A 26,404-nucleotide genomic window follows, 5' to 3' on the forward strand; every position below is an offset into this window, starting at 1 on the left:
CGATGCTGATTGTTGCCAACCAAAGCTCGTGCATAGGGTCTGGGCAGTGCGTATTCACCGATCCCGACACGTTTGACCAGGACGACAACGGGGTGGTGGTCGTGCTTCGTTCGGAGCCGGCGGCCGACGACGAAGTGGCGCTGGCCAAGCAGGCTGTTGACGTTTGCCCGAGTCGCGCGCTCTCGCTTGTGGCAAGAAAGACTCCTGTGTGAGCCAGGGGGCACACAGGCATCGGATACCACAACCTCTGCGAACCTCCGCCCGTCGGAGTGGACTGGTTCGGCACTGAAGAGTTACTCACTGCAAACGAAACTGCGGTTTCCCCCTCACCTGCAACGAGGGGGAAACCGCAGATCTGGCCGAGGCCGCAAGCTCAATCGAACAGGCTGATGATCGAATCTCGTTCGCGATTGCGATAAACGACTTCCGCAGCACCGTAGAGGTGCGCTCGCCAGTGCTTTTCCGCCGCAGCCGCGTTTCCTGCTTCGACCAATCGGACCAATTTCTCGTAGTCCGCGATCACACCGGGAATGTACGACGTGTCCGCAACCGCATCGGGATCTGCTCGACGTTGGATACTCACGACGCGATGAGCTCCGAGTACGTCCGCCAATGACTTGGATTGCGCCTCGAGTGTCTTGTTCCGGCAATGCAGCGCGATGAGATTATGGAAGTCTCCGGTGAGCGATACCCAGCGCGCAAAGTCCGCTCCAGTATCGACGCCTGCCTCCCACACTCGATACTGCTCTCGGACGCAGGCCGTCAACTCCTCCAAGCCTTCTCGGGTGCAGCGCTCTGCCAGCAATCGCACGCAGATGGCACCGAACTCCGCTCGCGCTTCGAGCAGATCCGCAAGAGTTGCACCGCGAGTCTGCAAGTACAGTCCGATATGCCTGGACGCAACGCTTAGGTCAGGTAAGCGCACCTGAGGTCCGCCTCGAGCTCCGGTCAGTACCGTGATCAAGCCCTCGCTTTCGAGAATACGAAAGGCCTCACGAAGCGTCGGCCGAGAGACGCCCAGATCTTCGACCATCCGTTTCTCCGTTGGAAGCATACCGCCGGGGAGAATCTCGCCTCGAACGATCTGTCCGCGCAGACGATCAGCAATTCGCTCCGAAGCCTTGGGTACACGCACGCTCGAATGCGTGGCCCCTCCCCCAAATTGAGAGTGCACGCCTTCACCGATCCTCTCCCCGTCACTGACATGACAACTCTAGCCCGCCTGGTTGGCATTACCTGATATCCGTACCAGTGCATCATCGATCCCATCGACGAGTTTCTGCCAAAGGTTCTTCGAACTCGAAATCCAAGGCCGGACACCGTCGCCGCCTGCCGAACGCGGACTCACTGAGGCCCATCACATTACGTGCGACGTGCCGCAGTCGGTCCGAGACGCACGAGCACATGGCGGGCGGGGCGCTACTAGCCGATCATCATCAATCCACCGTCAACCGCAAGTAGTTGACCCGTGATGAATTTCGCCGCGTCACTCGACAGGAATGCCAACACCGGCCCCAGGTCCGACACCGGATTGCCCAGCTTGCCCCCAAGGGGAATTACCATCTTCAACTGCTGCTCGTACTGCTTGATCGCCTCCGGACTCATGGTGCCGAGCCTGCGGTCGGCGCCCGGCGTCTGGACAGCCGGCGCGAGCGCATTGACTGTCACGCCATCCGCACCCCACATTTTGGCCACCGACCGCGTCCACGAATGCACCGCAGCCTTCGCTGCCGCATAGGTCGCCGAGACCGGGCTTCCCGAAACTCCTTCGCTGGAGCCGAAGTTGATGATCTGGCCGCCGGATTCTTTCATCACTTCGTACGCAGCCTGATTTGCGAAGACCGTTGAACTGAAATTGACGTCGATCATGGTTCGGATGTTCTCTGCGTCGATGTGTCCCGGCGCGCCCAGTTGCCAACTGCCTGCCGCATGGATCAGTACGTCGAGACCGCCCAACGCTGCGACTGCTTTTGCCACGGCTTGTTGCACCGACGACTGATCAGTCACGTCACACCGAATCCAGGTTGCTGCCGACTCGGTATCGGGTTCGGTGTTGTGGAAGGTGCCCACCACCCGAGCCCCGGATGCAGCGAGCACTTGCACTGCAGCCGCTCCGATTCCGGTGGCGGCACCGGTAATCAATACACGCCTGTTTTCGAGAGACAGGTCCACTTCGTTCTCCTCCACGCTGCCGTAATTCTGACGCCGCCCGCCACGATTCAAGTAAAATTGAGCTTTACTGACTAATTCAGGCAGGGGCGCCGGAGGACGTGCTGACCAACAAAGCCCCGGCGTCGACCTTGAGCTGCTGACCGGTCACGTACCGCGCTGCATCCGAAGCCAGGTAATACACAGCCTCACTGATGTCACGCGGATCGATCGTGACGACCGGAAGTTGGTGTGCGATACCGAATGCGGGCTCGGCGTCCTCCCGAGTCGGGTTGGGTAGATCCGGACGGAACACCTTGTACATAGCGTCGTTCTGAAGCATGGGAGTGTCGATGTTTCCGGGATGCACTGCGTTGACCCGGATCGACAGCGGGGCGAACTGCAAGGCTGCGTCGTGGACGAATCGCGCCACACCCCGCTTCGCGTACGCGTATCCCGCGGCACCGGGGCCGGCCTCAGGACTGGTCATCGTCTGGGACATCATCGCTGCCATCGATCCGGTACAGATTATCGATGCACCCGCACGTAGATAGGGGAACGCGGCTTCGACGGTGTTGACAACACCGACCAGATCCACCGATACCGTGTCGAGGAAAGCCGACGCGGCGACGTCCGGACCGAGTGGGCAGATACCTGCGTTCGCTACGACCACATCGATACGTCCGAACTCGTCGTAACCGGCCTGGGCCGCGGCGATGAGTGCGGAGCGATCACGTACATCTGCAATGCGCGGCAGAACCCGGCGACCGAGTGCGGTGATCAGCCGAGTCGTCTCGTCCAAATCAGACTCAGTGGCCATGGTATGCGTTGCGGATTCGATCTGTGCACAGATGTCGATCGCAATGATGTCGGCGCCTTCCTCGGCCAACTTGACCGCATGACTACGGCCTTGACCCTGACCTGCACCTGTAACGAAAGCTACTCGACCCGACAAACTTCCGGCCATTTCCGACTCCTTCTCCACGTATTCGTTCAAGCTGATTTCGAGATCCCACATAGTGCAGTGGCCGACCATCGCAGATGCGGTGTCATCGCCGGCGCCTAGCTATCCTCAAGCCCGCGACTTCTCGAGTCCGTCGGCCTGTACGCGGTCGTCGAGGTCCATCGGTCCGCGTTCGGCCGCGGCAAGAAGATCCTCGATATCGATCCCCAGATCCGCGGTGACAGTCCTGACGGAGGCAAGGTCCTTTCGCAGATAGCGGGGCAATCGGGCGCTGTAGGTCTGTGCATCCTGTTCGGACGCAGCGACGTAACGCGCGGCAGTGCTGCCTCCGCTACTTACAGCAAGTACGTCGAGAAGCTTGTTCTCATCCAATCCGAGGGATCGTCCTGCGGCAAGGGCCGAAAGCGTAAGTTGAGAACACGCTGCGAACAGAGCATTGTTCAGTAGCTTTGCGGCCAGCGCTGTACCCAACGGACCGGTCCGGTGAATATTCGACGCATACGCCGCAACAACGCCGGCTGCAACATCGACAGCATCGTCGTCGCCCGCAAGCAGCACTGTCAATTCCCCACGACGAATATCCTCAGGCTTCCCACTGAAGGGCGCCTCCACCACTGATACCCCACCCTTGTGCCCGATGTCGCGGAGTCGCTGGATCATCAACGGACTCCCCGTCGTGTGTGAGATGAACAGGGATCCCGGACTCATCTTCTCGATGATCGGCGTGCACTCCTGGAGTACGTGCGCATCACTGAACAGGCAGGTGACCACTACCGGAGCAGCCGCTAGCTCCTCCTGATGCGCCGCAATAATTGCGCCACGTCCGGCCAACCTATCCCGAACCTCCACGCGTCGGGCATAGACGGCCGTGCGTCGGCCCGTAGCGAGGAACTTCTCGACCATCGGTTCGCCGATCTGGCCGGCCCCGATGAATCCGATATCAGGCAGAGTCATTCATTTGCTCCATTGTTCGAGGACAGTCCGTGCCGCACGTGTCAGCGTCGCCGAGTCAACGCAGATGGGCGACAATCTTCGCTGCACTCACGGCAGACACGCAGGTAGGACTGAGGGCGAATGTGCCGTCGTCCGGCATCTCGAATTGATCGGAATCCAGGCGGCTGAACTAGTAATAAGTGAACTAGTTCTACCATGTGTCCTCCATCACGGCAAAGGATCGATAGCATTCCCGCCACGGGTCGAGATCGAGTGTACGAAGTTGCTGGATAGTGCAACTGACTACTACCGATCCGCAGGGTGGAATTCAGTAGTGACGTGGGCAACAGTGCATGCTACCGTCCACATAGGTAAACAAGTTATCCCTTTCGCGTGCGTTGAGGGTACCCCCGGAGGACTCATGCCCCTGCAGAACCACATGCATCTGATTTCCACCGACGATCACCTGATCGAGCATCCGAAGCTCTGGTCGGATCGTCTGCCGAAGAAGTTCCTCGACGCCGGACCCCGGATCATCGAGAAGGTGATGCCGCGATCGGTGCACGCCGGTGACGGCGCCCGCGGTGATGCCGGCACCAAACTCGCCGAAGTGTGGATCTACGAAGACCGTGTCTACCCGTACATCGGACTCAACGCGGTGGCAGGGAAGAAACCCGAGGAATACGGCGCCGAACCCACCCGGTACGAGGACATGATCGCCGGCTGCTTCGACCCGAAAGCCCGTGTGCTGGACATGGATATCGACGGCGTCCAAGCCGGACTGTCCTTCCCTTCATTCCCCCGATTCGCCGGAACGGTCTTCCTCGAAGGCAAGGACCGGGAGTTGGCGTTGCTCTCGGTCAAGGCCTGGAACGATTACCACATCGACGAATGGTGCGCGAGCGCCCCGGACCGGTTGATCCCGCTGGTGATCCTGCCGCTGTGGTCGGTGGAGGAATGCGTCAAAGAGGTCTACCGCACCGCCGCCAAGGGCGCGAAAGCGATTTCCTTCCCCGAAAATCCTGTACCGCTGGGACTTCCGTCGTTCCATACCGATCACTGGGATCCGCTGTTCTCGGCGTGTGAGGATGTCGACATCCCGTTGACCGTGCACTTCGGCACCTCGGGTAAGGCCCCGATCACCGCCCCCGAAGCCCCGATGGCCGTGATGACGGCGCTCTTCGGGTGCAACTCGATGTACGCGACCGCCGATCTGTTGTTCTCCCCGGTTTTCCATCGCCATCCGAAGTTGAAGTTCCTGCTCTCCGAGGGCGGGATCGGCTGGGTTCCGTACATGCTCGAACGGATGGATCAGACGTGGGAGAAGCACCGGTTCTACCAGAACATCAACCAAACAGTGCGTCCGTCGGAGTTGTTCTCCAAGCATCTCTTCGGTTGTTTCATCGAAGACAACTTCGGTATCAAGAACCGTCACGACGTCGGTATCGACAACATCACCTGGGAGGGTGACTACCCGCACTCGGATTCGAACTGGCCGAACAGTCGCAAGAAAGTACACGACGCGATGATCGATGTTCCCGATGACGAAGTCGAGAAGATGGTCGAAACCAATGCCCGTGCCCTGCTGCACTTTCCCCGCACCTAAACCACTGCCGCGACCGAGAAACCGGGAGGAATGCCATGGAAGAACTGATCGAGCAGTTCCCAGAAGATGATTGGGTCGACCAGGACCTGCTCACGCGAGACCTGGCAGGCGAATTACTGGACGCGGAGATCAAAGCCGAGAAAGAACGCCTCGAATCTCCGGATGACGCCGACGCCGGCCTGTTCAGCCACTCCGACCGGCGGCGCAGAATCGCTGCCATGGTTGCCATCCGGGATCGCCATCGTGCACCGAATACCCTGTAACGCTGTGAAATCCGACACCCTGCAGCGGCGCCGGCACCAACAGGTCAGCGGTGTCCCGTGCCAACGACGAGCAACGAAATCGCAACTTCGAGCGGAGAACACGTGAGTCCCATCGTGGATACCGGCCGGCCACTGCCCCAGCCGACACTGGCAAGCGCCGAGTTCTGGGCCTCGGGCGCCGATGGCATCCTGCGGATCGCCCAATGCTCGGATTGCGGTAAACGCACACATCCACAGTCGGTGCTGTGCCCGGACTGTCATGGTCGCAAGCTCCCCCTGCATCCAGTATCGGGAAAGGCTGTTGTCGTCGGCGTGACGATCAATGTCCAACAGTGGCTTCCGAACTTCCCGCCGCCGTACGTCATTGCGATTGTCGCGTTGGCGGAAGATCCGCAGGTGCGCCTGACGACGAATATCGTCGGGTGTGAGCCAACTGATGTCCAGGTCGGTACTCGAGTCCGTGTCGTATTCGAGCAGGTCGAGGAATCAATCTGGTTGCCGCTCTTCGAGATCGATCCCGATGCCGACGAGCCCGGCCCGCTCCCCGAACCCGAAAACTACAAATCCCGGCTGCGCCAACCGGTGAGCACCAACCGGTTCGAGGATCGGGTCGCGATCAGCGGGGTCGGACAGTCGAAAATCGGCCGCCGACTCATGGCCGACCCGCTCTCACTCACTGTCGATGCATGCTTGGCCGCCGTCACCGATGCCGGTCTGACGCTCGATGACATCGACGGATTGTCCACCTACCCAGGCAGATCCGTCGGCGGCATGTCCGAAGGCGGAATCATGCCCGTCGAGCAAGCACTGCGGATACGTCCGACCTGGGTCAACGCAGGCGGTGAACTACCCGGGCAGAACGGATCGATCGTGGCCGCGATGCTTGCGGTGGCCTCAGGACTATGCCGGCACGTGCTGTGTTTCAGAACGGTGTGGGAATCCTCGCACTCGGAACTCGTCCGCTCCGGCGCTTGGGCGTCCGGCGCCGGCCGAGCCACGGACATGTTCGAATTCCGTCATCCTTTCGGCGCGATGTCTGCGGCTAACTGGATTGCCTGCCAAGCGTCGCACTACTTCCACCGCTACGGCGATGCGAAGGACGCTCTCGGGGCAATCGCCGTAAATACCCGCGACAACGCCTCCGCTAATCCGGAGGCCGTATACCGCACCCCCATCACCATGGAGGATTACCTCACCGCCCGCCCGGTCTCCACACCGTTCTGCCTGTACGACTGCGACGTTCCCGTCGACGGCGCGGTAGCGGTCATCGTCTCGGCCGTCGACACCGTGCAGGACCTGCGCCACAAGCCCGTGTTCGTCGAGGCTGTCGGTACTCAGATGATGGAAAATCTCTCCTGGGATCAAGGCACTCTTACCCATTTACCGCAATCTCTCGGACCCAGCGCGCATTTGTGGAGTCGCACCGACCTGCGGCCGGATGACGTCGACGTCGCCTTGCTCTACGACGGGTTCACTTTCAATGCGTTGTCCTGGCTGGAAGCCCTCGGGTTCTGCGAATTCGGCGGCGCGGGGGACTTCATCGACGGTGGCCGCGGTATCGCGATCGACGGGCGTCTACCGCTCAATCCGCACGGAGGCCAGCTTTCTGCCGGTCGGACCCATGGTTACGGATTCTTCCGAGAGGCCGTGCTGCAACTTCGCCGGCAAGCACCTGGCCGTCAAGTCACAGATCCACGCGTCGCAGTAGTTACCTCGGGTGGCGGAGTGCCATCTGGAGCAATTTTGCTGCGCGCCGACTGATTCCACTCACCCCGAACCTCCCATCATCAGGAGCTGACATGCAACGACCACTCGAAGGTATCCGCATCCTCGAAGTAGCCCAATACACATTTGTGCCCGCTGCCGCGGCTGTGCTCGCGGACTGGGGTGCCGACATCACCAAAGTCGAACACGCCGTGAACGGAGACGCGCAGCGAGGACTCGTCCGCGTTCTCGGCTACGACGCCAACCGCCCTGGGTCGTCGTTCGCACCGATTATGGAAGGACCGAACCGCAGCAAACGCAGCATCGGCATCGACCTCGCGAATCCTGAATCACGCACGGTTCTCACCGAACTCGTACGCCGAAGCGACGTGTTCCTCACCAACTACCTGCCCGGCCTGCGCACCAAGCTAGGTTTGACGCTCGAAGAAATCCGGGCAATCAATCCCGACATCATCTACGTCACCGGGAGCGGTTTCGGCAGCGAAGGTCCCGACGCCAACAGTGGTTCATTCGACGCGACCGGATTCTGGGCTCGCGGTGGCAGTGCCGACGGCCTGATGCCGCCGGATACCGAACACATGGCGTTCATGCCGGCAGGCGCTTACGGCGACAACATCGGTGGTATGACCATCGCGGGTGGTATCGCAGCCGCGATCGCCGGCCGTGAACGCACCGGCGAGCCATCGGTTGTCGACGTCTCCCTACTCGGAGTAGGTGCCTGGGCTACACAGTTCACGGTCAACCTGGCGCTGTTCACCGGCGGACCACTACCCAAGGTACGCAAGAAGTCCGCCGCGGCAGGAAATCCTCTGACCGGCTCCTATCGCACTTCGGATAACCGCTGGCTGCAATTCTCCATGCTCCAGCCCACAAAGTTCTGGAACGAGTTCGTGACCGCTCTGGGCCTCGAGCATCTCGCCGGGGACAGCCGATTCCAGACCATGGAGTCCATCACCGAGCACAGTGAAGAAATCACCGGCTGGTTCGCCGACGCGATCGCCTCGCGCCCCTACGACGAGTGGACCGCAGTCCTCACGAATCTCAGCGGACCGTGGGCTCCCGTGCAGAACAGCTGGGAGTTGGGTCACGACGAATCGCTCGTCGCCAACGGCCGCATCGTCGAGGTCACAGATGCTGACGGCGTGCCGCAGAAACTCGTCGCAAATCCAGTCAAATTTGATAATTCCCCAGTGCAGATGACCCGCGCCCCACAGTTCGCCGAGCACACCGACGACATTCTGCGCGAGCTCGGCTTCGACGATGAACGACTCATCGAACTCAAGATCGCCGGAGCCGTTACCTAGCTGGCGCCCAACACAATCCATCCGCTTGAACGACAGGAGTCAAAACAGCATGCGAATCAGAGAAGCCGTCATCGTCGAGGCGGTACGCACGCCGATCGGCAAGCGGAACGGGTCGTTGAGCAGCGTCCACCCAGTTGATCTATCCGCTTTGGTGCTCAATGAGCTGATCCGACGGACCGGAGTCGACCCGTCGTTGATCGACGACGTCATGTGGGGCTGCGTCACTCAACTCGGTGACCAGTCCAGCAATGTCGCGCGATTCGCAACCTTGGCGGCGGGCTGGCCGGAAAGCGTACCGGCTGTCACCGTCAACCGTGCGTGCGGATCAGGTCAACAGGCCATCGAATCAGCGGCCCACGCGGTGATGTCGGGCGCCTACGATATTGCTGTCGCGGGAGGGGTCGAGATGATGTCTCGAATTCCACTCGGCGCAGCCCGAGCTTCCGGCTTCCCTTATGGTCAAACCGTTCTCGACCGATACGACGTCGACAAGCTCGACCAAGGAATCGGCGCGGAACTGATTTCCCAGAAGTGGAATCTCTCGCGTCAGATGCTTGACGAGTTCGCCTCCAGATCTCATGAACTCGCAGCCAAGGCAATCGACGGCGGAGCGTTCGACTCACAACTTGTAACGGTAGACATCGGCGAAGCACAGCTCGCTGTCGACGAAGGTCTGCGGCGCGGAACGTCGCCGGAGACGCTTGCCAAGCTGAAGCCGTCATTCCGCGACGACGGTGTGATCCACGCCGGAAACGCGTCACAAATCTCCGACGGCGCATCGGCAGTAATGATCACGACGCCGGAAAAGGCCGCAGAGTTGGGGCTGGTCCCCATCGTTCGTCTGCTCGCCGGCTCGGTTGTCGGTGCAGATCCCGTCATGATGCTCACTGCTCCCATTCCCGCCACGCAGAAAGTTCTCGCCCGTGCCGGTCTCGGAATCAACGACATCGGCGCAATCGAGATCAACGAAGCGTTTGCGCCGGTTCCGCTGGCATGGCAGATCGAACTCGGTGCGGATCTCGAACGCATCAATCCACTCGGTGGCGCAATCGCGGTGGGACACCCCCTCGGCGCGTCGGGGGCGATCCTGACAACCCGGCTCGTTCACCACATGCGCGATCGCGGACTCAAATACGGGTTGCAGACCATCTGCGAGGGCGGCGGAACTGCCAACGCAACGATCTACGAACTCGTCGAGTGACGCGGACCGTGGTCGCCGTTTGATCTTGCGCACTTACGAACCGTCCCGATGACGGTTGTCAGTCATCGGGACGGTGAAACCAATACGGCACAGAGATTTACGGGCCCGCCGTCCCTTGACCCCACAACCGGAGGATGTCGTCTACTGGCTTAGCGGCGTCGGAGTATCCGATCGGCAGTCGCGGAGTCCATGCATCACCGTCCTCGGCGACGAGGATGCCCCGTGCGGCAACGTGCGGATGGTGCGGCGCCTCCGCCAGGCTGAGAACCGGCGTCAAGCATGCGTCGGTGTGGCCGGCGAGGTCAGCCCATTCGTCACGGGTTCTCGTCGCGACGGCCGCCGCAATTCGATCTCGAAGAGCAGGCCACGCCTGGGGATCGTGCCTACCCTGGGCCAATTCGGGTTCGAGCCCGAGGACCTCGAGGAGCACATCGAAGAACGGATCTTCCAGAGCTCCTACAGCCACGAACTTACCGTCAGCGCAGGGATAAACATCGTAGTAAGGAGCGCCTGTGTCCAGCCGATTCGTACCGGGTTCGTCGGACCACCGTCCAGTCGCGCGGTATTCGTGAAGCATCGAGGTCAGATAGTTGGTGCCGTCGAGAATCCCGATATCGAGAACCGACCCCGTGCCGGTCCGGTCGCGCTCGAAGACAGCTGCCAGAATCGCTGTGACGAGATACATTGCGCCGCCACCGAAATCACCGAGAAGGTTAGCCGGCGGCATGGGCACCGAACCCGCTCTGGTGGCGGAGTGCAGCGCACCTGTCAGTGCGATGTAATTGATATCGTGCCCGGCGGTGAACGCAAGCGGACCCGTCTGGCCCCATCCGGTCATCCGGGCATAGATCAGACGATTGTTGACAGCGGCGAGATCATCCGGACCCAATCCGAGACGCTCCATGACACCGGGACGAAACCCTTCCACCAAGACATCAGCAGATCCGATGGCATTGTGTACGAACCGAATCGAGTCTGGATCTTTGAGGTCGACTTCCATCGTCGACCGGTTACGCACCAACGCCGGTATCTCCGATCCGGGGCGGCGCAAGGTCAGGATCTCAGCTCCCAAATCGGCCAGCAGCATGCAACCGAACGGAGACGGTCCCAATCCGAGAAACTCGACAACTCGCAGACCACTAAGCGGCGCACTAGATTTCATGTCATCCATCCCTTGGTTTCAAATTAGTCTGTCGGTAGATTGAACCGCAGGCTCGCCCATGTCGACAAACTGGACGCCGAGCACGAGTATTACCGATCAACTTAGGAGAAGCCAAGTGCCTCAACCATTTTACGACGATGACCACAACCAGTTCCGCGCACTGGTGCGCGAATTCGTGAAGCGTGAAGTCACCCCGAACCTCGACCGATGGGAGGAGGACGCAAGCACTGGCCGCGACGTATGGAAATCCGCAGGCGCACACGGAATTCTCGGTATCCGAATCGCCGAAGACCTCGGCGGAGGCGGAATGAAGGACTATCGCTTCCGCTGTGTGATCCAGGAGGAACTTGCCGCAGTCGGAGCGGCATCCCTCGCTTCCGGGTTCTCGATCAACGAGGATATCGTCGCGTCGTACCTGACGACATTCGGGACGGCCGAACAGCAAAAAGAGTGGCTCCCCGGGATGGCCGAGGGCTCCATCGTCACGTCCATTGCCATGTCGGAGCCCTCGGCCGGCAGCGACCTCCGTGCGATGAAGACGTCGGCGGTGCGAGACGGCGACGATTGGGTCATCAACGGCTCCAAGACATTTATCACAAGTGGATTCTCTTCCGACCTAGTTCTCGTCGCCGCACGTACCGGCGAGGTCGATGGACGCCCCCGACTGTCGCTCATCCTCGTACCCACCACCACCGACGGATTCGTACGGGGTCGCAAGCTGCGCAAACTGGGCTTGCACGCCCAGGACACGGCCGAGATCGCCTTCGATAACCTGCGTGTCCCTACGTCTAATCTCGTCGGTGAGGAAGGACGTGGGTTCCACCACCTGACGGCGCAGCTTCCACTCGAACGCCTGTCGATTGCATGGCGCGCCCTGTGCGCGGCCGAGGCGGCACTGGAGTGGACGGGCCGCTACACCAGCGAGCGAAAGGCATTCGGCCAACGCATCATCGACCTCCAGAACACGCGATTCCGGCTTGCGGAGATGACGACCGAAGTAGACATCACACGAACGTTCCTGGAGCAGTCCATTCTCGCGTACAACGACGGCACATTCGACGCTACCCTCGGAGCGAAGGCCAAGTGGTGGTCCACCGAGTTGCAGAATCGCGTCGTCAACGGATGCCTGCAGTTGCACGGCGGATACGGGTACATGGACGAGTACCCGATCTCACGTGCCTACGCCGACGCCAGAGTGCAAACCATCGTCGGCGGCACAACAGAAATCATGAAAGAAATCATCGGCCGCGACGTAGCCGCCCGATTCTCCTCATGACACACACCCCTCGATCCTCCCCTCCCCTTCCGAAGAAAGCCTGACACATGCAATTGCGAGACAACACATTCCTGGTTACCGGAGCAGCCTCCGGCCTCGGTGAAGCAACGGCCACCGTTCTCGTCGAGGCCGGTGCGCGCGTGGTGATCGCCGATCTTGCCGAGTCCGACGGAAAAGCGACCGCAGCACGCCTGGGCGACGCGGCCGTCTTTGCGCCGATCGATATCACCGATGAGGCGTCATTCGGTCCCGCACTCGACGCTGCCGAGGCGATCGGCCCCCTGCGCGGAGTCGTGCACTGTGCCGGACGCGGCGGCGATCGTCTACGCATTCTGGACAAGGAAGGCAATCCGAACGACTTGGAAAGCTTCCGCAACGTCCTCGAGATCAACCTCATCGGCACCTACAATGTCCTCCGCTGCACCGCAGCCAGGATGGCACGCAACGAGCCCCTCGACGGTGAGCGAGGCAGCATCGTGCTCACTGCATCGGTGGCTGCATTCGACGGTCAGATCGGCCAAACCTCCTACACCGCATCGAAAGCCGCCGTTCACGGCATGACACTCGTCGCGGCACGCGATCTCGCAAGCTTCGGGATCCGAGTCAACACGATCGCTCCGGGATTGTTCGACACTCCCATGCTCGCGCGACTTCGCTCGGACATCCGTGAGGGCCTTGCCGCAGGCGTGCCCTTCCCGAAGCGACTGGGTCGCCCGCAGGACTATGCGGCAATGGCCACTGCACTCCTGACGAATTCGTACGCGAACGGTGAGACTATTCGACTGGACGGCGCGATCCGGATGGCGCCTCGATGAACGCACTGACAACGGCCGACGTGCTCGTGGAAGCTGATGCCGGGATTCTCACGATCACCATCAACCGTCCTGCACAACGCAATGCGATGACGCTGGCCGCTGCGACCGAGATCGCCGCGGCGTTGACTCGTCTCGACGAGGACCCGGATCTGTCGGTTGCAATTCTCACTGGCAGTGGCGGAACATTCTGCGCGGGAATGGACTTGAAGAGATTTCAGCTCGGTGAGCGGCCAGTGGTTCAGGGCCGCGGTTTCGGCGGCCTCGTCGAAGCGCCACCGGCCAAGCCCCTGATCGCCGCGGTCGAAGGATGGGCGCTGGGCGGAGGATTCGAAATGGTTCTGGCCTGTGACCTGGTCGTCGCGGGCAGTGGTGCCAAGTTCGGACTTCCCGAGGTAAAGCGCGGCCTTGCCGCGCGCGCCGGCGGAATCTTCCGTGCTCCCCGAACCCTGCCCCGCGCTGTCGCGCTCGAGATGCTGCTCACCGGCGAACCGATCGACGCGCAGACTGCGCTCACGCATGGCCTGGTCAATCGAGTGGTTGACGACGGTTCCGCGGCGGAAGGCGCACGCGCTTTGGCAACAGCGATCAGTGCAAACGCTCCGCTGGCGGTGCGCGCCAGCAAGGCTCTGGCGCTTCAATCACGGACCTGGACCGATTCGGAAGCCTTCGAGCGCCAGAACACATACACGGATCCGGTCTTCGCTTCCGCTGATGCGCGCGAAGGCGCGGCTGCATTTTCGGAGCGTCGAACGCCGAACTGGCAAGGCCGGTAATAAAAATGGCCGATGCCTACGGCCACTCGAAAGCAGTCGTAGGCATCGGCTGGTATCAACGCCGGGTCATGTCGATGACCAGTTTGCCTGTAGTGAGCCGTTCCGACATACGAGTCAAGGCGAGCGGCACTTCATCGAGTGTGTAGATTTCGGAGACGTAGGGCTTCATTCCTTGTCCGACAAGACGTTCGATCTCCTTGCGACCCTCCTCGACAGCTTGCGGTAGATGAGCGGCGAGCGTACGAATCTCGAACCCTCGCAGGATCGCGCCTTTCAGGAGAACTAGATTCATCGGGATCCGCGGAATATCACCTTGCGCAAAACCTAGGCAGACATAGCGCCCGCCCCACCCGATCGCTCGAATCGCTTGCTCCGAGTACGCACCACCCACCGGATCGATCACCACATCAGCACCCGTGCCGGTGATTTCCTTGATCCGCAGTTTGAGATCCTCGTCGTCGTAGGCGATCGTTTCCACGGCGCCGAGCGCACGACAGGCTTCAGCGCGTTCCGCGGTGGACACTGCGGCGATCACCTTAGCTCCGAGACGAGTCGCGATGTCGATACAGGCAGTGCCCACACCACCAGCGGCGCCGAGAACCACCACCCAGTTCCCAGGTTTCATATCTCCGAATGTCGTCAGAGAGTGGTATGCGGTTCGGTAAGTGACGTTGAATGCTGCGGCATGGATCATGTCCAACCCTGCAGGGGCCGGCGACAGTGCGGTGTGCGGAACGGTGATCTGCTCCGCAAATGCACCGCCGAATGCCGTGCCCATCACGGCATCCCCAGGTACGAAGTTCGTGACCTCGGCTCCGACTGCCAGCACCCGCCCAGCGAATTCGCTTCCCGTAGTGAACGGAGTCGGCACCGTCACCTGATAGCGATCCGCAGCGATGAGGACGTCCGGATAATTCACGGCGGCAGCCTCGATTCCCACAAGCACCTCCGACGGTCCGGCTACCGGATCGGGTATTTCACGGATCACAATCTTGTCCGGATCTCCGTGGATCTCACACCGCGCTGCTCGCATGCTATGGCCTTCCTGCCGAGTGGGGTTTGCTTGGGTTTTCCGCTTTTGGTGTTGTCGCGCTGCCGCCCGCCCGCTACCTGACCATGAGCGACCCGCCGTCGACTGCGAAGATCTGCCCCGTCATGAATCGTGAGCCTTCGCCTGCAACAAATTCGAGTACTGGAACCAGATCCTCGACGTTTCCGAGTTTGCCACCGAGCGGAATCAGGTTTGTCATTTTCCGGTCGTGCTCGACCAGTTGCTCAGGTGTCATCGACGCCCGCGTCGTCTCGTACATCGGCGTACGAATTGCCGGAGCGATTGAGTTGACGGTAATCCCGTACTGCGCCCATTCGGCCGCTACGGTCCGACTCCAGCCCAGCACGGCGCCCTTACTCGCTGCGTACGCGGCCTTACCCATCAAGCCTTTTGCACCTGCTGCGGAGGCAAAGTTGATGATGCGCCCGCCTCCATCTTTCAGGTACTCGAATGCCGCTTGGTTAGTAAGGAACGTCCCCGTGGCGTTGACCGCCATAGTGGACTCCCACATCGACAGCGGCGTGGATTCTGCCGGCGCGCCAGGAGCGATTCCAGCGGCGTGGATCAATACGTCGAGGCCCTTCAAGGATTTCACACCCCGCGCGAAGGCCTGGTCAACCGATTCCTTGTCGGTGACGTCGCACCGAATGAACTCCGCGCCTGCCTCAGCGGCAATCCGCGCTCCCTCGTCCGCTGTGACGTCGAAGGAGACTACCTTTGCGCCCGATTCACCGAACGCTTTGACTAACGCGGCGCCCATTCCACTAGCGCCCCCGGTGATGATGACACGTCGATCAGTCAAATTTCGATTTCCCATTACGTACTCCATATCTGTTGATTCGAAACGAATTTGAGCGGCGCACCTACTGGAAAGGCGCGCGTTCACTGGAACCGGAGTTCAGTAAACGCGCGCCTTTGCCGTTCAGTACAAGCCGCCGTCGACGCGGATCAATGACGAGGTGGTGTAGCTGGATGCGGGACTCGCAAGGTACAGGGCAGTAGTGATGATCTCTTCGGGGTTTCCAGGCCTTCCGATCGCACTCTGCGTAGTGTGCCGCTTCTCTTCAGCCCACGACTTGGAGATGTCGGTCAAGAACGGACCCGCGGAGATCGTATTGACTCGCACTTTGGGTCCGTACTCGCGTGCAAATACTCCCGTCAGCGTGTTCAGAGCCGCCTTCGCGCCGGCGTAAGGGCCGAATCGCGGCTGCGGGAAGAGCGCTCCCGAAGACGAGATGTTGATAATCGATCCGCCGTCGCCTGCTGCCATGCGCTCACCGACCAACGATGACAGATGGAACGGGCCTTTGAAGTTGACGCCGATGACCTTGTCGAAAAGCTCCTCGCTGGTTTCAGCCGACGACGGCGCGAGTGGAGACATACCGGCGTTGTTGACCAAGACGTCGATCCGCCCGAACACCTCGTAGGCCTTCTTGACCAGTGCATCGATTTCGTTCCACTTACCGACGTGACAGCTCACCGGAAGAGCCTTGCGGCCCAGGGCTTCTACCTCTTTGGCGACGTCGGCGCACGCTTCCGCTTTGCGGCTGGTGATCACGACGTCGGCGCCAGCTTCAGCGAAGGCCAACACCATTTGACGTCCCAGTCCTCGACTGCCACCGGTGACGAGGGCGACCTTACCTTCGAGAGAAAAGTGATTGCTCATGCGATTCCGTGCTCCTCGAGAATAGCGGCATGCTTGATTTTTGCCTCGGCCAATCGGGTGGGAATGTGCTCGCTGGGGAACAAGTTTTCAGTGGGCTCGTAGTTCGCGAGTACACCGCGTGCGACGGCAACCTTGTGCACTTCGGTCGGTCCGTCCGCCAAGCCCATCGAGATGACGCCGCTCCACCAGATATGCAGCGGGGTTTCAGTCGTGGCTCCCAGTGAACCGTGAATCTGGATCGCGCGGTGAATGATGTCGTGATAGATCTTCGCCATCGCGACCTTGCACATGGCGATGTAAGTGCGTGCCGCACCGTGTGGTTCGTTGTCGATGACCCATGCGGTCTTGATCACCAGCAGTCGGTACTGCTCGAGTTCGATCGCCGAATCGGCGATGAACTGCTGCACCATCTGCTTCTTCGCAAGGGTCTCGCCTTGCGTACGACGCGAGAGCACTCGCTCGCCCATCATGTCCAGGGCACGCTGGCATTTGCCGACGGTGCGCATGGCGTGATGGACGCGGCCGCCGCCGAGTCGAGACTGAGCCACTTCGAAGCCCTGTCCGGGACCACCGAGGATCGCGTCGGCCGGCAGGCGCACGTCGTTGTAACGGATGTAGGCGTGCGTTCCCTCGTCGAGTTCGTCTCGATCACCCATGACGGAGACGTTGCGGACGATCTCGATTCCCGGAGTTTCCGCGGGCACGACGAACATCGACATCCGGCGATACGGCGACGCTTCGGTGTCCGTCACCGCCATGACGATGAGGAACGACGCGTAGCGCGCATTCGACGAGAACCACTTCTCGCCGCTGATAACCCACTCGTCACCGTCCTTGCGTGCCGCGCAGACGAACTCCTTGGGATCAGACCCTGCCTGCGGCTCGGTCATCGAGAAGCATGAAACGATGTCGCCATCCAGCAGCGGCTGCAGATACTTCGCCTTTTGTGCATCGGTTCCGTACATCGCGAGAATTTCGGCGTTTCCGGTGTCCGGTGCCGCGGTACCGAAAACCGTTGGAGCCCACATGGACCGACCTAGAACTTCATTCAGCAACGCAAGCTTGAGCTGACCGTAACCCTGCCCGCCGAGCTCCGGACCGAGATGGCACGCCCACAGACCCTGTTCTTTGACCCGGTCTCGTAACGGGCCGAGTATGGCCCGTGCGGCCTTGTTTTCCATGTTGTACGGCTGACCGAGGTGAGGGAAGAGCAGGTCCAGCGGCTCGCACTCCTCGCGAACGAATGTCGCCGCCCAGTCGAGCTTTGCCTGAAATTCAGGATCGGTCTGGAAATTCCACATCGTATGAGTCCTTTGTTAGTACGGGGTTCACACTCGAGCGACACGCACGGTCGGGCGAACTTCAGTGTTCGGTTACGGCTTTGAGACAAAACTGCAGCAGATGCTCGCGTTCTTCTTGTATGGGGGTGTGATCGGCTTCGAGATATGTTGTCGTCAGGCCCATTACCAAGGTCTGAATGAACATGGCGGTGCGTTCGGGGTCCGGGACGTTGCCCTCGATAAGGATGTCGCAGAGTAGATCCCGGATACGGCTGAGTCCGACTGGCTTGATCTCGCTTTTAGTTCTGGCGATCTGGCCCATGTTCCAGATGATTACCCGGCTGACATCGGAGAGATCAGGATCTTCGATCTGCGCCAAGACTCCGTCGATCCAGGCGGCGAGACGCCCTTGAAATCCGGATTGCTTGAATACTCGATACTTCAGGTAGGCATGGATGTTCAGGAGCCCCTGCTCGTAGAGCGCGACGATGATGTCGTCTCGACTCCGGAAGTGCCGGTAGAAGGCCTGATTCGACATTCCCGCCTCGCGGACGATTTCGGCAATTTTGGGCTGATCGGTACACCCCTTACTCAACATCACAGTCTGGGTAGCCCGGATCAGTAACTTCACCTCGCCGTCGTACGAGGCCTGCCGACCAGGCTTAGGCACTCGACGGAGTTGACTCCCACCCGCGATCACCGGCGGTGCGTTATCTACATCGCGAAGTGGTTCGGACATCACGTATGCTCTCGTTCTTCGATTGCCGCGATCAATATCCGATCAGCGCGAGTGCTTCTGTCAGCAGGCCAGGCAGTGCGGGTTCCATCTTCTGGAATGCCGGGCTCAATGCTCCGCGTTTGCGTCCACGTTTGATCAATAGTGCTGTCGCGGCGGCTTCCTTGTACCGCGTGAGTGCGTGAAACCATTCGATGTCCTCGACTGGCCGACCCAGGGTCTGCTCGTAGATCCGGACAACCTCGTCGACAGTTGGTGTACCGCAAGGCTTTTCTGAGTAGGCCGCGGGGTGGGCGGCCTCATCGGTGAAGTAGGTGAGCCAGGTGAGATCGATTCGCGGGTCACCGACCGACCAGATTTCCCAGTCGATCAACGCTGTGACACGGTCTCCCTCACAGAGCGTGTTACCCAATCGATAGTCACCGTGGTTGACGACGGGTTCCGCCGGGACTGGCATCGTCGCATGCAATGCCTTTGCACATCGCAGATAGTCACCGCTCAGATCATCCGAAACTGTCTCGAATGCTCTGGTCCACCTGTCGATTTCATCGCCCAGCGACACCACCGGCTCGTCACCCAGACCAATATCGGAAGGCTTGACCGAATGCAGATGAGCAAGCATCCGCGTAGCGGAGAGGTACCTCTCGCGTGTTTGCGCACGCGCCGCCCCGTCTCGAGGACGTTGAGCATCGAGCAGTGGTTCCACACATTCTCCAGCGACCATTTGCATTGCCACGAAAGGAGGATCACCCGCGTCCTCGAAATAGACTGCCGGTGTCGACACCCCGGCAGCACCCTGCAACGCCTGCATGACACGTCCCTGACGTAGCACGTCTCGATTTCGAACGGGTGCCAGTCCTGGAGGCGCAACCTTGAGGACGACAGATTCGTCGATTGTCCCACCCGAAACGTCGGCGATGAAGGTCAGGCTCGATGTTCCGCCGGTCAGTGGCCGCACGTTGGAAACCTCGAGATTTGTTTGCCAACTGTGACTGGCATCGCCAGCTCGGACGCTCAGATCGGCGAGGAGTTCGGTATGTTCGGATTCCGTTGTCATGGAAGATCCTTCGGATTTCGGACAATCCAAAAGTGAGATTGTCATTCTGGGAACATGATTCTGAGGTTTCGGCACGATGTCAATAGACGCATTCCACTCAGCAGAACCGGGCCCGGAATATACCCGGAATCTGAAGACTGAACTCCGAGAGCATCTTCCGCGGACCATTCTCAGGTGAAATGCGCGGAGCGGAGCTCCGCCTTACGAATCTTGCCGAGCGCTGTTCGAGGGAGCTCGTCAACGACAACAAGCCGCTCGGGTGTCTTCACTCTGGCGAGCCCGGACGCCGCGAAATGCTCACGAAGTCCGGCGAGTTCAAGTTTCATGCCCGGAGAAAGTACGACAACGGCCGCGACCACTTCGCCGTAACGTTCGTCCGCAGCTGCAACGATCGCGCCCTCCCGGATCGCCGGGTGCGTGACGAGCACGTCTTCGATCTGGCCGGAAGACATCGTCTCACCAGCCCTGATGACGACATCCTTCATACGATCGGTGATCGTCAGCCGACCATCGACATCCAGGTGCCCGAGATCGCCGGTCCGCATCCACCCGTCCTCTGTGAATGCCTCGGCATTGAGGCTACTGTCGCGATAGCCGACAAATTGGTCCGGACCTCGAAGTATGATCTCGCCGTCGCCCCCGACCGGAACATCGATGCCGAGTTCATCGACGACACGCACACGTACCCCGTCCATCGGTGCGCCGTCTGTTCCCAAACGCGCATCCTCGGGATCGTCGGCGCACCCTGATGTGGCCGTCGGATGCTCAGTGGATCCGTAGCAACGAAAAGTTGCAATACCGACTCTCTGCGCCCGACGCACGAGATCCTCCGGCACCGTGGATGCACCAATGAGGAAGTCGGACAACGTCGTCAGCTTGTCGGCAACACCGTCTACGTCGAGGATCCCGGCAAGGTGAAATGGGGTCCCACCTGTCGCAGTCACCCGATGGGACGAGATCAGTTCGACAGCAAGTTCCGGATCCCACATCTGCATGTACACCGCGTTCCATCCGTGTACAAGAGGGCGCAGCACACTGGAGACGCCGGCAATGTGTCCGGGCGGAAAGGATACGAGTTGCACCGAATCGTCGCGGCCGCGGAGATAGCGGGAAGCAGACCTGACCTCCGAAAGCAGCGAATTATGGCTGTGCTGAACACCCTTCGGGGCCGCTGTGGTCCCGGAGGTATAGATAAGCAGCGCAATGTCGTCCGCATCTACTGCGGGAGCTGTGTATGTCGCATGCGTGCTCAAATCCGACCATGCGAGACAACCATCCGGGCCGTCGTCACCAACCACGACAATTCGTTCGAGGGTGACGATATCCCGATAATCCCCGACCCGATCACCGTAGTTGATCGAGCGCCATTGGTTCGGCTGGATGAACAGCTTCGCCTCTGATTGCTCGAGAATGAACTGCACCTCGTTCGGGCCGTACACATGCACAATCGGAACCAGTACCGCGCCTGCCAGAAGTACGGCGACGTAGGCTACCGATGCCTCGAAACAACTGGGCAGCTGAACTGCCACCGAGTCACCCGAACCGATGCCGTACCCTCGCAGGGCCGAAGCAACATCTTCTGCAGCAGAGTAGATCTCACCAACCGTGGTCTCGCTCTGCGCGCCGTCGGCCCCGACGTACACGATTCGGGTAAGCGCATTCTCCGCACATTTCTCGGGTAGAACGTCGACCCAACTTCGGTGTGTGTGAAAACCCTCTCGGTACCACAATTCGCTAAGATCACTGATGACCTCAGCCGTGCACATCGAACCCGACAAACCCTTCACGCTCCATCCGCCCGTTGGATGAGCGCCGGCACCGGGACTCCGTGCAGTCGAGTTCGCCACATGTCGAGCAGGACAGGATCCGCACCGTGATCGAGCATCCACTGCGCCGGTCCCCCACGCGTTGCGGTGATTCGTTCGACGATCGGTTCGATCGCCGAGGACGGCGCGTGCATGTACTGCTCCGGAAGCGGCGGCGACTTCGCGGTGCGCACACCGACGTCGAACCATCGAGCCATGAGGTCAGGCAGAGTCCGCTCGGTACGCGCGTAGTCATCGACGACGGCCTCGGGCCGCACGCCTGCAGCAAGAAGCAATACCGCTACCGCAACACCGGTACGGTCCTTACCGGCCGTGCAGTGCAACAAAACTGGGCCCTCTGGCTGGGTAACCAGATCAAGAAGTTCACCCACCCAGGAACTGCCGCGGTCGATCATGCGCGCGTAGACGACTGGCAGATCGCTCGGCTGAGCGTCGGGGGCCGCAGCGGCAGAAAGCGGTACGTGATGCACGCTGGTTCCTACCGGCCATTCATAGGCGAACCGAGCACGTTCCCTTGCACCTCGCAGATCAATGACGCTCTTGGGTGGCCACAATGCAATTTCGGGAATCACGGAATCGCCGGGGTAAGGAGCGTCTCCGCGATACAGGATGCCGTGCGCGGTCGCGCCCTTGCCTAGGAGCGGCAAACCGCCGACGTCCCGGAGATTGACCAACCCCCGGCCGGTCACACGCGACTCCGGACACTACTGATCCAGTTAACATGTTGACCTTCAACAGTTTTCACGGTCAACCTCGAGCAGGTTCCGCGGCAACAACTTCGGGGCGATAGGCACTTCCGAGCAGAATTCCCGCCGCCACTAGGCCGCCGACCGCCGCCGTGAGACCGCCTGCCCAGCCGGCGAACAACTCGCCACCGAAGAACTGGCTATTGAGGCTTGCCGTTCCGGGTCCGGTGATCGCGACGACGACAGCACCCACTGCGAGCACCATGTTGTACTCCCACCCGTCTCCGGCGATGAAGAATCCCTTGTCGCGGTGCACAGTCCACGCCGCGACAAACATCAGGGCGACAAAGCCCGCAGCAGCGAACGGAGTGAGCAGGCCCAACGCAAGAGAGATGCCCGCAGCAACTTCGGTGGCAGCAGCCAACCACGCGTGCACCAGTCCCGGTCGCATGCCGATGCTCTCGAACCATCGTGCAGTGCCTGGGATTCGGCCACCTCGGAAGAGTTTCCCGTATCCGTGCGCGGCCATGGTCAGGCCCAAGCAGACCCGCAGGATCAGCAGTCCCGTGTCGATCGAATTCACTACCACTCCATCCGTCTGATCGACAGCACATCACTCCTCGAACTGCCGGTTTAATAGACAAATATTACCTCTATAACTAAGTTATAAACAAGGGTGGACCTCCCGGCTCGTTCGAAACGACCAATTCCGCACTCACCTCATCGAAAGGCACACCTCATGGACCTCACCAACGCGTCTGCTGCAGTTACCGGCGGCGCTTCCGGCCTCGGGCGGGCGACCGCAGAGGCTTTCCTAGCCCGCGGCGTCCCGACGGTAATCATCGATCTGCCATCCTCGAACGGCGAAGTAGTAGCCAAGGAACTAGGCGACCTGGCTACATTCATGCCGGCCGACGTCCGTGATCCCGAGGCTGTCGACGCCGCCCTCGCCGAGGCGGAGAGCGAAGCCCCGTTGCGGGCAGTCGTGCACTGCGCTGGACGCGGCGGAAAACTGCGCGTGGTCGAAAAAGACGGCACACCAGGGAGCCTGGAGCTCTATCAAGATGTCATCAGTACAAATCTCGTCGGAACGTTCAATGTATTGCGACTGGCCGCTGCCCGCATGGTCAAGAACGACGTGGTCGACGGAGAGCGCGGCATCATCATCATGACCGCATCCGTGGCTGCCTTCGAAGGACAGATCGGCCAGGCCGCCTACTCGTCTTCCAAGGCCGGCGTTGCGGGGCTGACCATCGTCGCGGCTCGCGATCTGGCACGCAAGTTCGTACGCGTCGTTACGATCGCGCCCGGTACCTTCGAGACGCCGATCCTCGGCGGCCTGTCCGACAAAGTGAGGGAGTCGCTCGCCTCCCAGGTCCCCCATCCGTCCCGTTTGGGCGCTCCGACGGAGTACGCCAAGCTCGCGCTGGCGATCGTCGACAACGCCATGATCAACGGCGAGACCATCCGAATCGACGGCGCGATTCGTATGGGCCCGGTCTAGTCCGAGATCAGAACGGAATCGAAATCGGCATGCGAGGAAACAGCGCACCGATTTCGATTCCGCGGATTACGAACACCACGAATACTCGTCTTGCCCAGTTGCTTTCATTGGTCGCTACAGTCCTCAATTTCCGTAGGCAGATTGATTGAACCTATCCAGCAACAAGACGAACACCGACACATCCTGCTGCGTCCAATCCGATACCACGTCTGCTGTCCAGCCGTGCCTCGCCTTACTGACCGCACTGAACTTCTCCGCGGCATCGGGCGTCGGGGAGAACAAAGCCACGCGGCCGTCATGGGGATCAGGCTCAGAGACCAGATAGCCGTCCCTGGTGAGAGCCGTGAGATGTCGACTCACCACACTTCTGTCCAATCCTGTGGCGGCAATCAGTGCTGCCGGCGATGCCGGAAACGTGTCCGCAATTTGCGTCATGATGACAAAAGCGGCCGGCGCCATCTCGGGCGCTATCAGAGCCACATTTGTGATCAACGCCTTCCTCGAACCCCGCACGAGCTGACTGATCCCCGCTTGAATCGAGCGGATATCGGCTTCACGTTGTGTCGAACTCACAGGATCAGCATAGATCTTGCCACGACACACACTGCACATCTTCCGTCGATTTTAGTTGCTTAAATCAACTATATATGTTTGACTTTCGTCACATACTTTTCGGATCGCACAGCTCTCGAGGAATCCCATGACCGAAACGACGGCCGAGAACGGCTCATCGCCGACGATGTCCCGACGCCAAGTGAACGAAGCATTCGCCGGCATCCTCATTGGAATGCTGGTTGGCATCTTGTCGACCTCGGTGGTCAACACTTCTCTCCCGCGTATCGTGTCCGATCTTCACGGTGATCAATCGACGCTCACCTGGATTGTCACCGGAGCCCTGCTCACGACCACGGTGAGCACCCCGATCTGGGGCAAACTGGCCGACCTCTTCAATCGCAGACGTCTGTTGCAAATCGCACTCGCTATCTTCATCGCCGGTTCACTCGCCGCCGGATTTGCACACGAGCCCACGCTGATGATCGGAGCGCGGTTGATACAGGGAGTCGGAACCGGCGGACTGATGGCACTCTCCCAAGTCGCGATCGCTGACATCATCAGCCCTCGCGAGCGTGGAAAGTACATGGGCGTCCTCGGTGCTGTCGTCGTAACCGGCACAGCCGGCGGCCCACTCCTCGGCGGCTTTGTCACCGACACAGTCGGCTGGCGCTGGAACTTCTACCTCGTTATTCCCGTTGCAGTGATCGCGATGATCGTCATCCAGTTGAAGCTCATTGTGCCGACACGTAGGGGCGCCACCAATATCGACTATGCCGGGTCGATTCTGCTCATTGCCGCGATCTCGACGCTTCTCATCTGGCTCTCGCTGGGCGGCAAGCAATTCGCGTGGGAATCCTTGCTGTCGTGGTGTCTGGGTGTCGGTGCAGTAGTGCTGATCGTCGTAACCCTGATCGTCGAGAGCAAAGTGAAGAACCCCGTCCTCCCCCTGCACATGTTCCGGCAACGGACCTTCACGTTGGCGGTCGTGGCCAGCGTGTCCGTCGGCATCGTCATTTACAGCGTCTCGATCTTCCTCAGCCAGTACATGCAGCTCAGTCGTGGTGCCACAGCCACAGGAGCGGGTCTGATCACCTTGCCGCAAGTTGCTTGCAACCTCATCGCCTCCACCGTCGTCGGCGCTCTCATCAGCAGGACAGGTAAGTGGAAGCGATGGTTGATCACAGGCGCTTCCCTCCTCACCGTCGGCGTTTTCCTGCTCTCGACCCTGCGAGTCGACACTCCTTTTACCGTGATTTTCCTGGCCACACCACTGGTCGGTCTCGGCCTCGGCATGCTGATGCAGAACCTGACTCTCGTCGTACAAAATTCCGCAAGCGTACTCGAGATCGGCGCTGCCAGCTCCGCCACCACGTTCTTCCGTAGCCTGGGCGGTGTCCTGGCCGTGACAGTGTTCGGTGCTGTCCTCTCCACTCGAGTCGATACCGAGATCGAGCAGGGCCTACAGCAAGCAGGCATCGCGCGATCGGCAAGCGGACTAACGGACGGTAATCTCCCGAACCTCCCGGCCTTGTCCGATCAGGTGCGCAACACTGTCGAGTCTGCATACGGCCAAGGCGTCGGAGAGGTATTTCTCTATTCCGTTCCGTTCGCCGTCATCGCCCTGATCTGTACCATTTTCATGCCCAATGCCGTCCTCGGAACCAAAACAGGTATCCAGCAACTCTCCGACATCGTGTTGGACACAGCATCAAACGACTTGGATACCGTCAATGTTCCACGACACTCGGAGAAGCTTGGCGCCGAACGTGAAATGGCCCTCGCGGAATACTCGGGAAGTGGAAGCGATCGCGTGACGTCGGCCGCATCGCCACCCAATACGAGCAGTTCGTAACGCACTCCTCAATCGTGACTC

Annotated in this window: 26 protein-coding genes; 11 read left to right on the forward strand and 15 right to left on the reverse strand. The window is 60.4% G+C overall.

What is annotated here, in order from left to right; translation table 11 throughout:
- The first annotated feature begins 2 nt into the window (after window positions 1-2).
- Window positions 3-212, forward strand: coding sequence for a ferredoxin (locus CJ178_RS16160; RefSeq protein WP_092803899.1), 210 nt, complete (start codon window positions 3-5; stop codon window positions 210-212).
- A gap of 161 nt (window positions 213-373) precedes the next feature.
- Here the strand turns inward: CJ178_RS16160 and CJ178_RS16165 are convergent, their stop codons facing one another.
- From CJ178_RS16165 to CJ178_RS16180, 4 genes are all read right to left on the reverse strand, one after another.
- On the reverse strand, window positions 374-1,135 hold the full coding sequence (locus CJ178_RS16165) for a FadR/GntR family transcriptional regulator (RefSeq protein WP_033237260.1): 762 nt from the start codon (window positions 1,133-1,135) through the stop codon (window positions 374-376).
- Window positions 1,136-1,422: 287 nt separating this feature from the next.
- On the reverse strand, window positions 1,423-2,172 hold the full coding sequence (locus CJ178_RS16170; protein WP_033237261.1) for an SDR family NAD(P)-dependent oxidoreductase: 750 nt from the start codon (window positions 2,170-2,172) through the stop codon (window positions 1,423-1,425).
- Window positions 2,173-2,248: 76 nt separating this feature from the next.
- A complete protein-coding gene (locus tag CJ178_RS16175; RefSeq protein ID WP_033237270.1) occupies window positions 2,249-3,115 on the reverse strand; it encodes a mycofactocin-coupled SDR family oxidoreductase in 867 nt (288 codons plus the stop codon).
- A gap of 105 nt (window positions 3,116-3,220) precedes the next feature.
- Complete coding sequence (locus CJ178_RS16180) at window positions 3,221-4,066, reverse strand: NAD(P)-dependent oxidoreductase (protein WP_033237262.1); 846 nt, start codon at window positions 4,064-4,066, stop codon at window positions 3,221-3,223.
- A 400-nt stretch (window positions 4,067-4,466) separates the two neighbouring features.
- On the opposite strand from CJ178_RS16180, the gene CJ178_RS16185 reads away from it, so the two are divergent.
- The 5 genes from CJ178_RS16185 (at window position 4,467) to CJ178_RS16205 (ending at window position 10,144) form a co-directional block, all read left to right on the forward strand.
- A complete protein-coding gene (locus tag CJ178_RS16185) occupies window positions 4,467-5,651 on the forward strand; it encodes an amidohydrolase family protein (RefSeq protein WP_095887121.1) in 1,185 nt (394 codons plus the stop codon).
- 35 nt (window positions 5,652-5,686) lie between these two features.
- Window positions 5,687-5,914, forward strand: coding sequence for a hypothetical protein (locus CJ178_RS16190; RefSeq protein WP_033236798.1), 228 nt, complete (start codon window positions 5,687-5,689; stop codon window positions 5,912-5,914).
- Between the two features lie 102 nt (window positions 5,915-6,016).
- Window positions 6,017-7,675 (forward strand): thiolase C-terminal domain-containing protein, encoded by a 1,659-nt coding sequence (locus CJ178_RS16195; RefSeq protein ID WP_095887122.1) that lies wholly within the window; start codon window positions 6,017-6,019, stop codon window positions 7,673-7,675.
- Between the two features lie 38 nt (window positions 7,676-7,713).
- Window positions 7,714-8,943: a CaiB/BaiF CoA transferase family protein gene (locus tag CJ178_RS16200; RefSeq protein WP_033236797.1), complete on the forward strand. Its 1,230-nt coding sequence runs from the start codon at window positions 7,714-7,716 to the stop codon at window positions 8,941-8,943.
- 49 nt (window positions 8,944-8,992) lie between these two features.
- Window positions 8,993-10,144, forward strand: a complete 1,152-nt coding sequence (locus CJ178_RS16205) for a thiolase family protein (protein WP_116104650.1) — start codon at window positions 8,993-8,995, stop codon at window positions 10,142-10,144.
- 97 nt (window positions 10,145-10,241) lie between these two features.
- Here CJ178_RS16205 and CJ178_RS16210 read toward each other — a convergent pair whose 3' ends face one another.
- Window positions 10,242-11,306 (reverse strand): CaiB/BaiF CoA transferase family protein, encoded by a 1,065-nt coding sequence (locus tag CJ178_RS16210; protein ID WP_033236813.1) that lies wholly within the window; start codon window positions 11,304-11,306, stop codon window positions 10,242-10,244.
- 115 nt (window positions 11,307-11,421) lie between these two features.
- Here CJ178_RS16210 and CJ178_RS16215 point away from each other — a divergent pair, with 115 nt between their 5' ends.
- The 3 genes from CJ178_RS16215 to CJ178_RS16225 are packed head-to-tail and all read left to right on the forward strand — an operon-like array spanning window position 11,422 to window position 14,170.
- On the forward strand, window positions 11,422-12,582 hold the full coding sequence (locus tag CJ178_RS16215) for an acyl-CoA dehydrogenase family protein (protein WP_095887123.1): 1,161 nt from the start codon (window positions 11,422-11,424) through the stop codon (window positions 12,580-12,582).
- 47 nt (window positions 12,583-12,629) lie between these two features.
- Window positions 12,630-13,397, forward strand: a complete 768-nt coding sequence (locus CJ178_RS16220) for an SDR family NAD(P)-dependent oxidoreductase (RefSeq protein ID WP_033236795.1) — start codon at window positions 12,630-12,632, stop codon at window positions 13,395-13,397.
- On the forward strand, window positions 13,394-14,170 hold the full coding sequence (locus CJ178_RS16225; RefSeq protein WP_095887124.1) for a crotonase/enoyl-CoA hydratase family protein: 777 nt from the start codon (window positions 13,394-13,396) through the stop codon (window positions 14,168-14,170). Before CJ178_RS16220 ends, CJ178_RS16225 begins: the two co-directional genes overlap by 4 nt.
- A 55-nt stretch (window positions 14,171-14,225) precedes the next feature.
- Here CJ178_RS16225 and CJ178_RS16230 read toward each other — a convergent pair whose 3' ends face one another.
- From CJ178_RS16230 to CJ178_RS16270, 9 genes are all read right to left on the reverse strand, one after another.
- Complete coding sequence (locus tag CJ178_RS16230) at window positions 14,226-15,203, reverse strand: NADPH:quinone oxidoreductase family protein (RefSeq protein WP_033236793.1); 978 nt, start codon at window positions 15,201-15,203, stop codon at window positions 14,226-14,228.
- Window positions 15,204-15,276: 73 nt separating this feature from the next.
- Window positions 15,277-16,038 carry an SDR family NAD(P)-dependent oxidoreductase gene (locus tag CJ178_RS16235; protein WP_095887125.1) on the reverse strand — a complete coding sequence of 254 codons (762 nt, stop codon included), beginning with the start codon at window positions 16,036-16,038 and terminating at the stop codon, window positions 15,277-15,279.
- A 105-nt stretch (window positions 16,039-16,143) separates the two neighbouring features.
- On the reverse strand, window positions 16,144-16,887 hold the full coding sequence (locus CJ178_RS16240; protein WP_095887126.1) for an SDR family NAD(P)-dependent oxidoreductase: 744 nt from the start codon (window positions 16,885-16,887) through the stop codon (window positions 16,144-16,146).
- Window positions 16,884-18,188 carry an acyl-CoA dehydrogenase family protein gene (locus CJ178_RS16245; protein WP_095887127.1) on the reverse strand — a complete coding sequence of 435 codons (1,305 nt, stop codon included), beginning with the start codon at window positions 18,186-18,188 and terminating at the stop codon, window positions 16,884-16,886. Before CJ178_RS16245 ends, CJ178_RS16240 begins: the two co-directional genes overlap by 4 nt.
- A gap of 61 nt (window positions 18,189-18,249) precedes the next feature.
- Window positions 18,250-18,906, reverse strand: a complete 657-nt coding sequence (locus tag CJ178_RS16250; protein ID WP_095887128.1) for a TetR/AcrR family transcriptional regulator — start codon at window positions 18,904-18,906, stop codon at window positions 18,250-18,252.
- Between the two features lie 31 nt (window positions 18,907-18,937).
- Window positions 18,938-19,960, reverse strand: coding sequence for a phosphotransferase family protein (locus CJ178_RS16255; RefSeq protein ID WP_095887129.1), 1,023 nt, complete (start codon window positions 19,958-19,960; stop codon window positions 18,938-18,940).
- Window positions 19,961-20,130: 170 nt separating this feature from the next.
- Window positions 20,131-21,747 carry an AMP-binding protein gene (locus CJ178_RS16260; RefSeq protein ID WP_233364776.1) on the reverse strand — a complete coding sequence of 539 codons (1,617 nt, stop codon included), beginning with the start codon at window positions 21,745-21,747 and terminating at the stop codon, window positions 20,131-20,133.
- Window positions 21,744-22,475: a tyrosine-protein phosphatase gene (locus tag CJ178_RS16265; protein WP_095887130.1), complete on the reverse strand. Its 732-nt coding sequence runs from the start codon at window positions 22,473-22,475 to the stop codon at window positions 21,744-21,746. Before CJ178_RS16265 ends, CJ178_RS16260 begins: the two co-directional genes overlap by 4 nt.
- A 58-nt stretch (window positions 22,476-22,533) precedes the next feature.
- On the reverse strand, window positions 22,534-23,055 hold the full coding sequence (locus CJ178_RS16270) for a DoxX family protein (protein WP_095888007.1): 522 nt from the start codon (window positions 23,053-23,055) through the stop codon (window positions 22,534-22,536).
- A 156-nt stretch (window positions 23,056-23,211) separates the two neighbouring features.
- Here CJ178_RS16270 and CJ178_RS16275 point away from each other — a divergent pair, with 156 nt between their 5' ends.
- Window positions 23,212-23,976: an SDR family NAD(P)-dependent oxidoreductase gene (locus CJ178_RS16275; RefSeq protein WP_095887131.1), complete on the forward strand. Its 765-nt coding sequence runs from the start codon at window positions 23,212-23,214 to the stop codon at window positions 23,974-23,976.
- Between the two features lie 123 nt (window positions 23,977-24,099).
- Here CJ178_RS16275 and CJ178_RS16280 read toward each other — a convergent pair whose 3' ends face one another.
- Entirely contained in the window at window positions 24,100-24,549 is a 450-nt protein-coding gene (locus tag CJ178_RS16280; protein WP_165826234.1) for a MarR family winged helix-turn-helix transcriptional regulator, read from the reverse strand.
- Between the two features lie 127 nt (window positions 24,550-24,676).
- Here CJ178_RS16280 and CJ178_RS16285 point away from each other — a divergent pair, with 127 nt between their 5' ends.
- Window positions 24,677-26,383 carry an MFS transporter gene (locus tag CJ178_RS16285; RefSeq protein ID WP_095887132.1) on the forward strand — a complete coding sequence of 569 codons (1,707 nt, stop codon included), beginning with the start codon at window positions 24,677-24,679 and terminating at the stop codon, window positions 26,381-26,383.
- Window positions 26,384-26,404: the final 21 nt, after the last annotated feature.

The organism is Rhodococcus sp. ACPA4 (assembly GCF_002300185.1).
In the GTDB taxonomy this organism is placed as follows: Bacteria; Actinomycetota; Actinomycetes; order Mycobacteriales; family Mycobacteriaceae; genus Rhodococcus_F; species Rhodococcus_F globerula.

Bases quoted from the DNA above. Each gene is read 5' to 3' on its own strand.
- CJ178_RS16185 (WP_095887121.1), top strand. From the start codon at position 4,467: ATGCCCCTGCAGAACCACATGCATCTGATTTCCACCGACGATCACCTG.
- CJ178_RS16220 (WP_033236795.1), top strand. From the start codon at position 12,630: ATGCAATTGCGAGACAACACATTCCTGGTTACCGGAGCAGCCTCCGGC.
- CJ178_RS16250 (WP_095887128.1), bottom strand. From the start codon at position 18,906: ATGTCCGAACCACTTCGCGATGTAGATAACGCACCGCCGGTGATCGCG.
- CJ178_RS16190 (WP_033236798.1), top strand. From the start codon at position 5,687: ATGGAAGAACTGATCGAGCAGTTCCCAGAAGATGATTGGGTCGACCAG.
- CJ178_RS16160 (WP_092803899.1), top strand. From the start codon at position 3: ATGCTGATTGTTGCCAACCAAAGCTCGTGCATAGGGTCTGGGCAGTGC.
- CJ178_RS16200 (WP_033236797.1), top strand. From the start codon at position 7,714: ATGCAACGACCACTCGAAGGTATCCGCATCCTCGAAGTAGCCCAATAC.
- CJ178_RS16205 (WP_116104650.1), top strand. From the start codon at position 8,993: ATGCGAATCAGAGAAGCCGTCATCGTCGAGGCGGTACGCACGCCGATC.
- CJ178_RS16240 (WP_095887126.1), bottom strand. From the start codon at position 16,887: ATGAGCAATCACTTTTCTCTCGAAGGTAAGGTCGCCCTCGTCACCGGT.
- CJ178_RS16175 (WP_033237270.1), bottom strand. From the start codon at position 3,115: ATGGCCGGAAGTTTGTCGGGTCGAGTAGCTTTCGTTACAGGTGCAGGT.
- CJ178_RS16230 (WP_033236793.1), bottom strand. From the start codon at position 15,203: ATGCGAGCAGCGCGGTGTGAGATCCACGGAGATCCGGACAAGATTGTG.
- CJ178_RS16180 (WP_033237262.1), bottom strand. From the start codon at position 4,066: ATGACTCTGCCTGATATCGGATTCATCGGGGCCGGCCAGATCGGCGAA.
- CJ178_RS16245 (WP_095887127.1), bottom strand. From the start codon at position 18,188: ATGTGGAATTTCCAGACCGATCCTGAATTTCAGGCAAAGCTCGACTGG.
- CJ178_RS16285 (WP_095887132.1), top strand. From the start codon at position 24,677: ATGACCGAAACGACGGCCGAGAACGGCTCATCGCCGACGATGTCCCGA.
- CJ178_RS16210 (WP_033236813.1), bottom strand. From the start codon at position 11,306: ATGAAATCTAGTGCGCCGCTTAGTGGTCTGCGAGTTGTCGAGTTTCTC.
- CJ178_RS16255 (WP_095887129.1), bottom strand. From the start codon at position 19,960: ATGACAACGGAATCCGAACATACCGAACTCCTCGCCGATCTGAGCGTC.
- CJ178_RS16275 (WP_095887131.1), top strand. From the start codon at position 23,212: ATGGACCTCACCAACGCGTCTGCTGCAGTTACCGGCGGCGCTTCCGGC.
- CJ178_RS16235 (WP_095887125.1), bottom strand. From the start codon at position 16,038: ATGGGAAATCGAAATTTGACTGATCGACGTGTCATCATCACCGGGGGC.
- CJ178_RS16225 (WP_095887124.1), top strand. From the start codon at position 13,394: ATGAACGCACTGACAACGGCCGACGTGCTCGTGGAAGCTGATGCCGGG.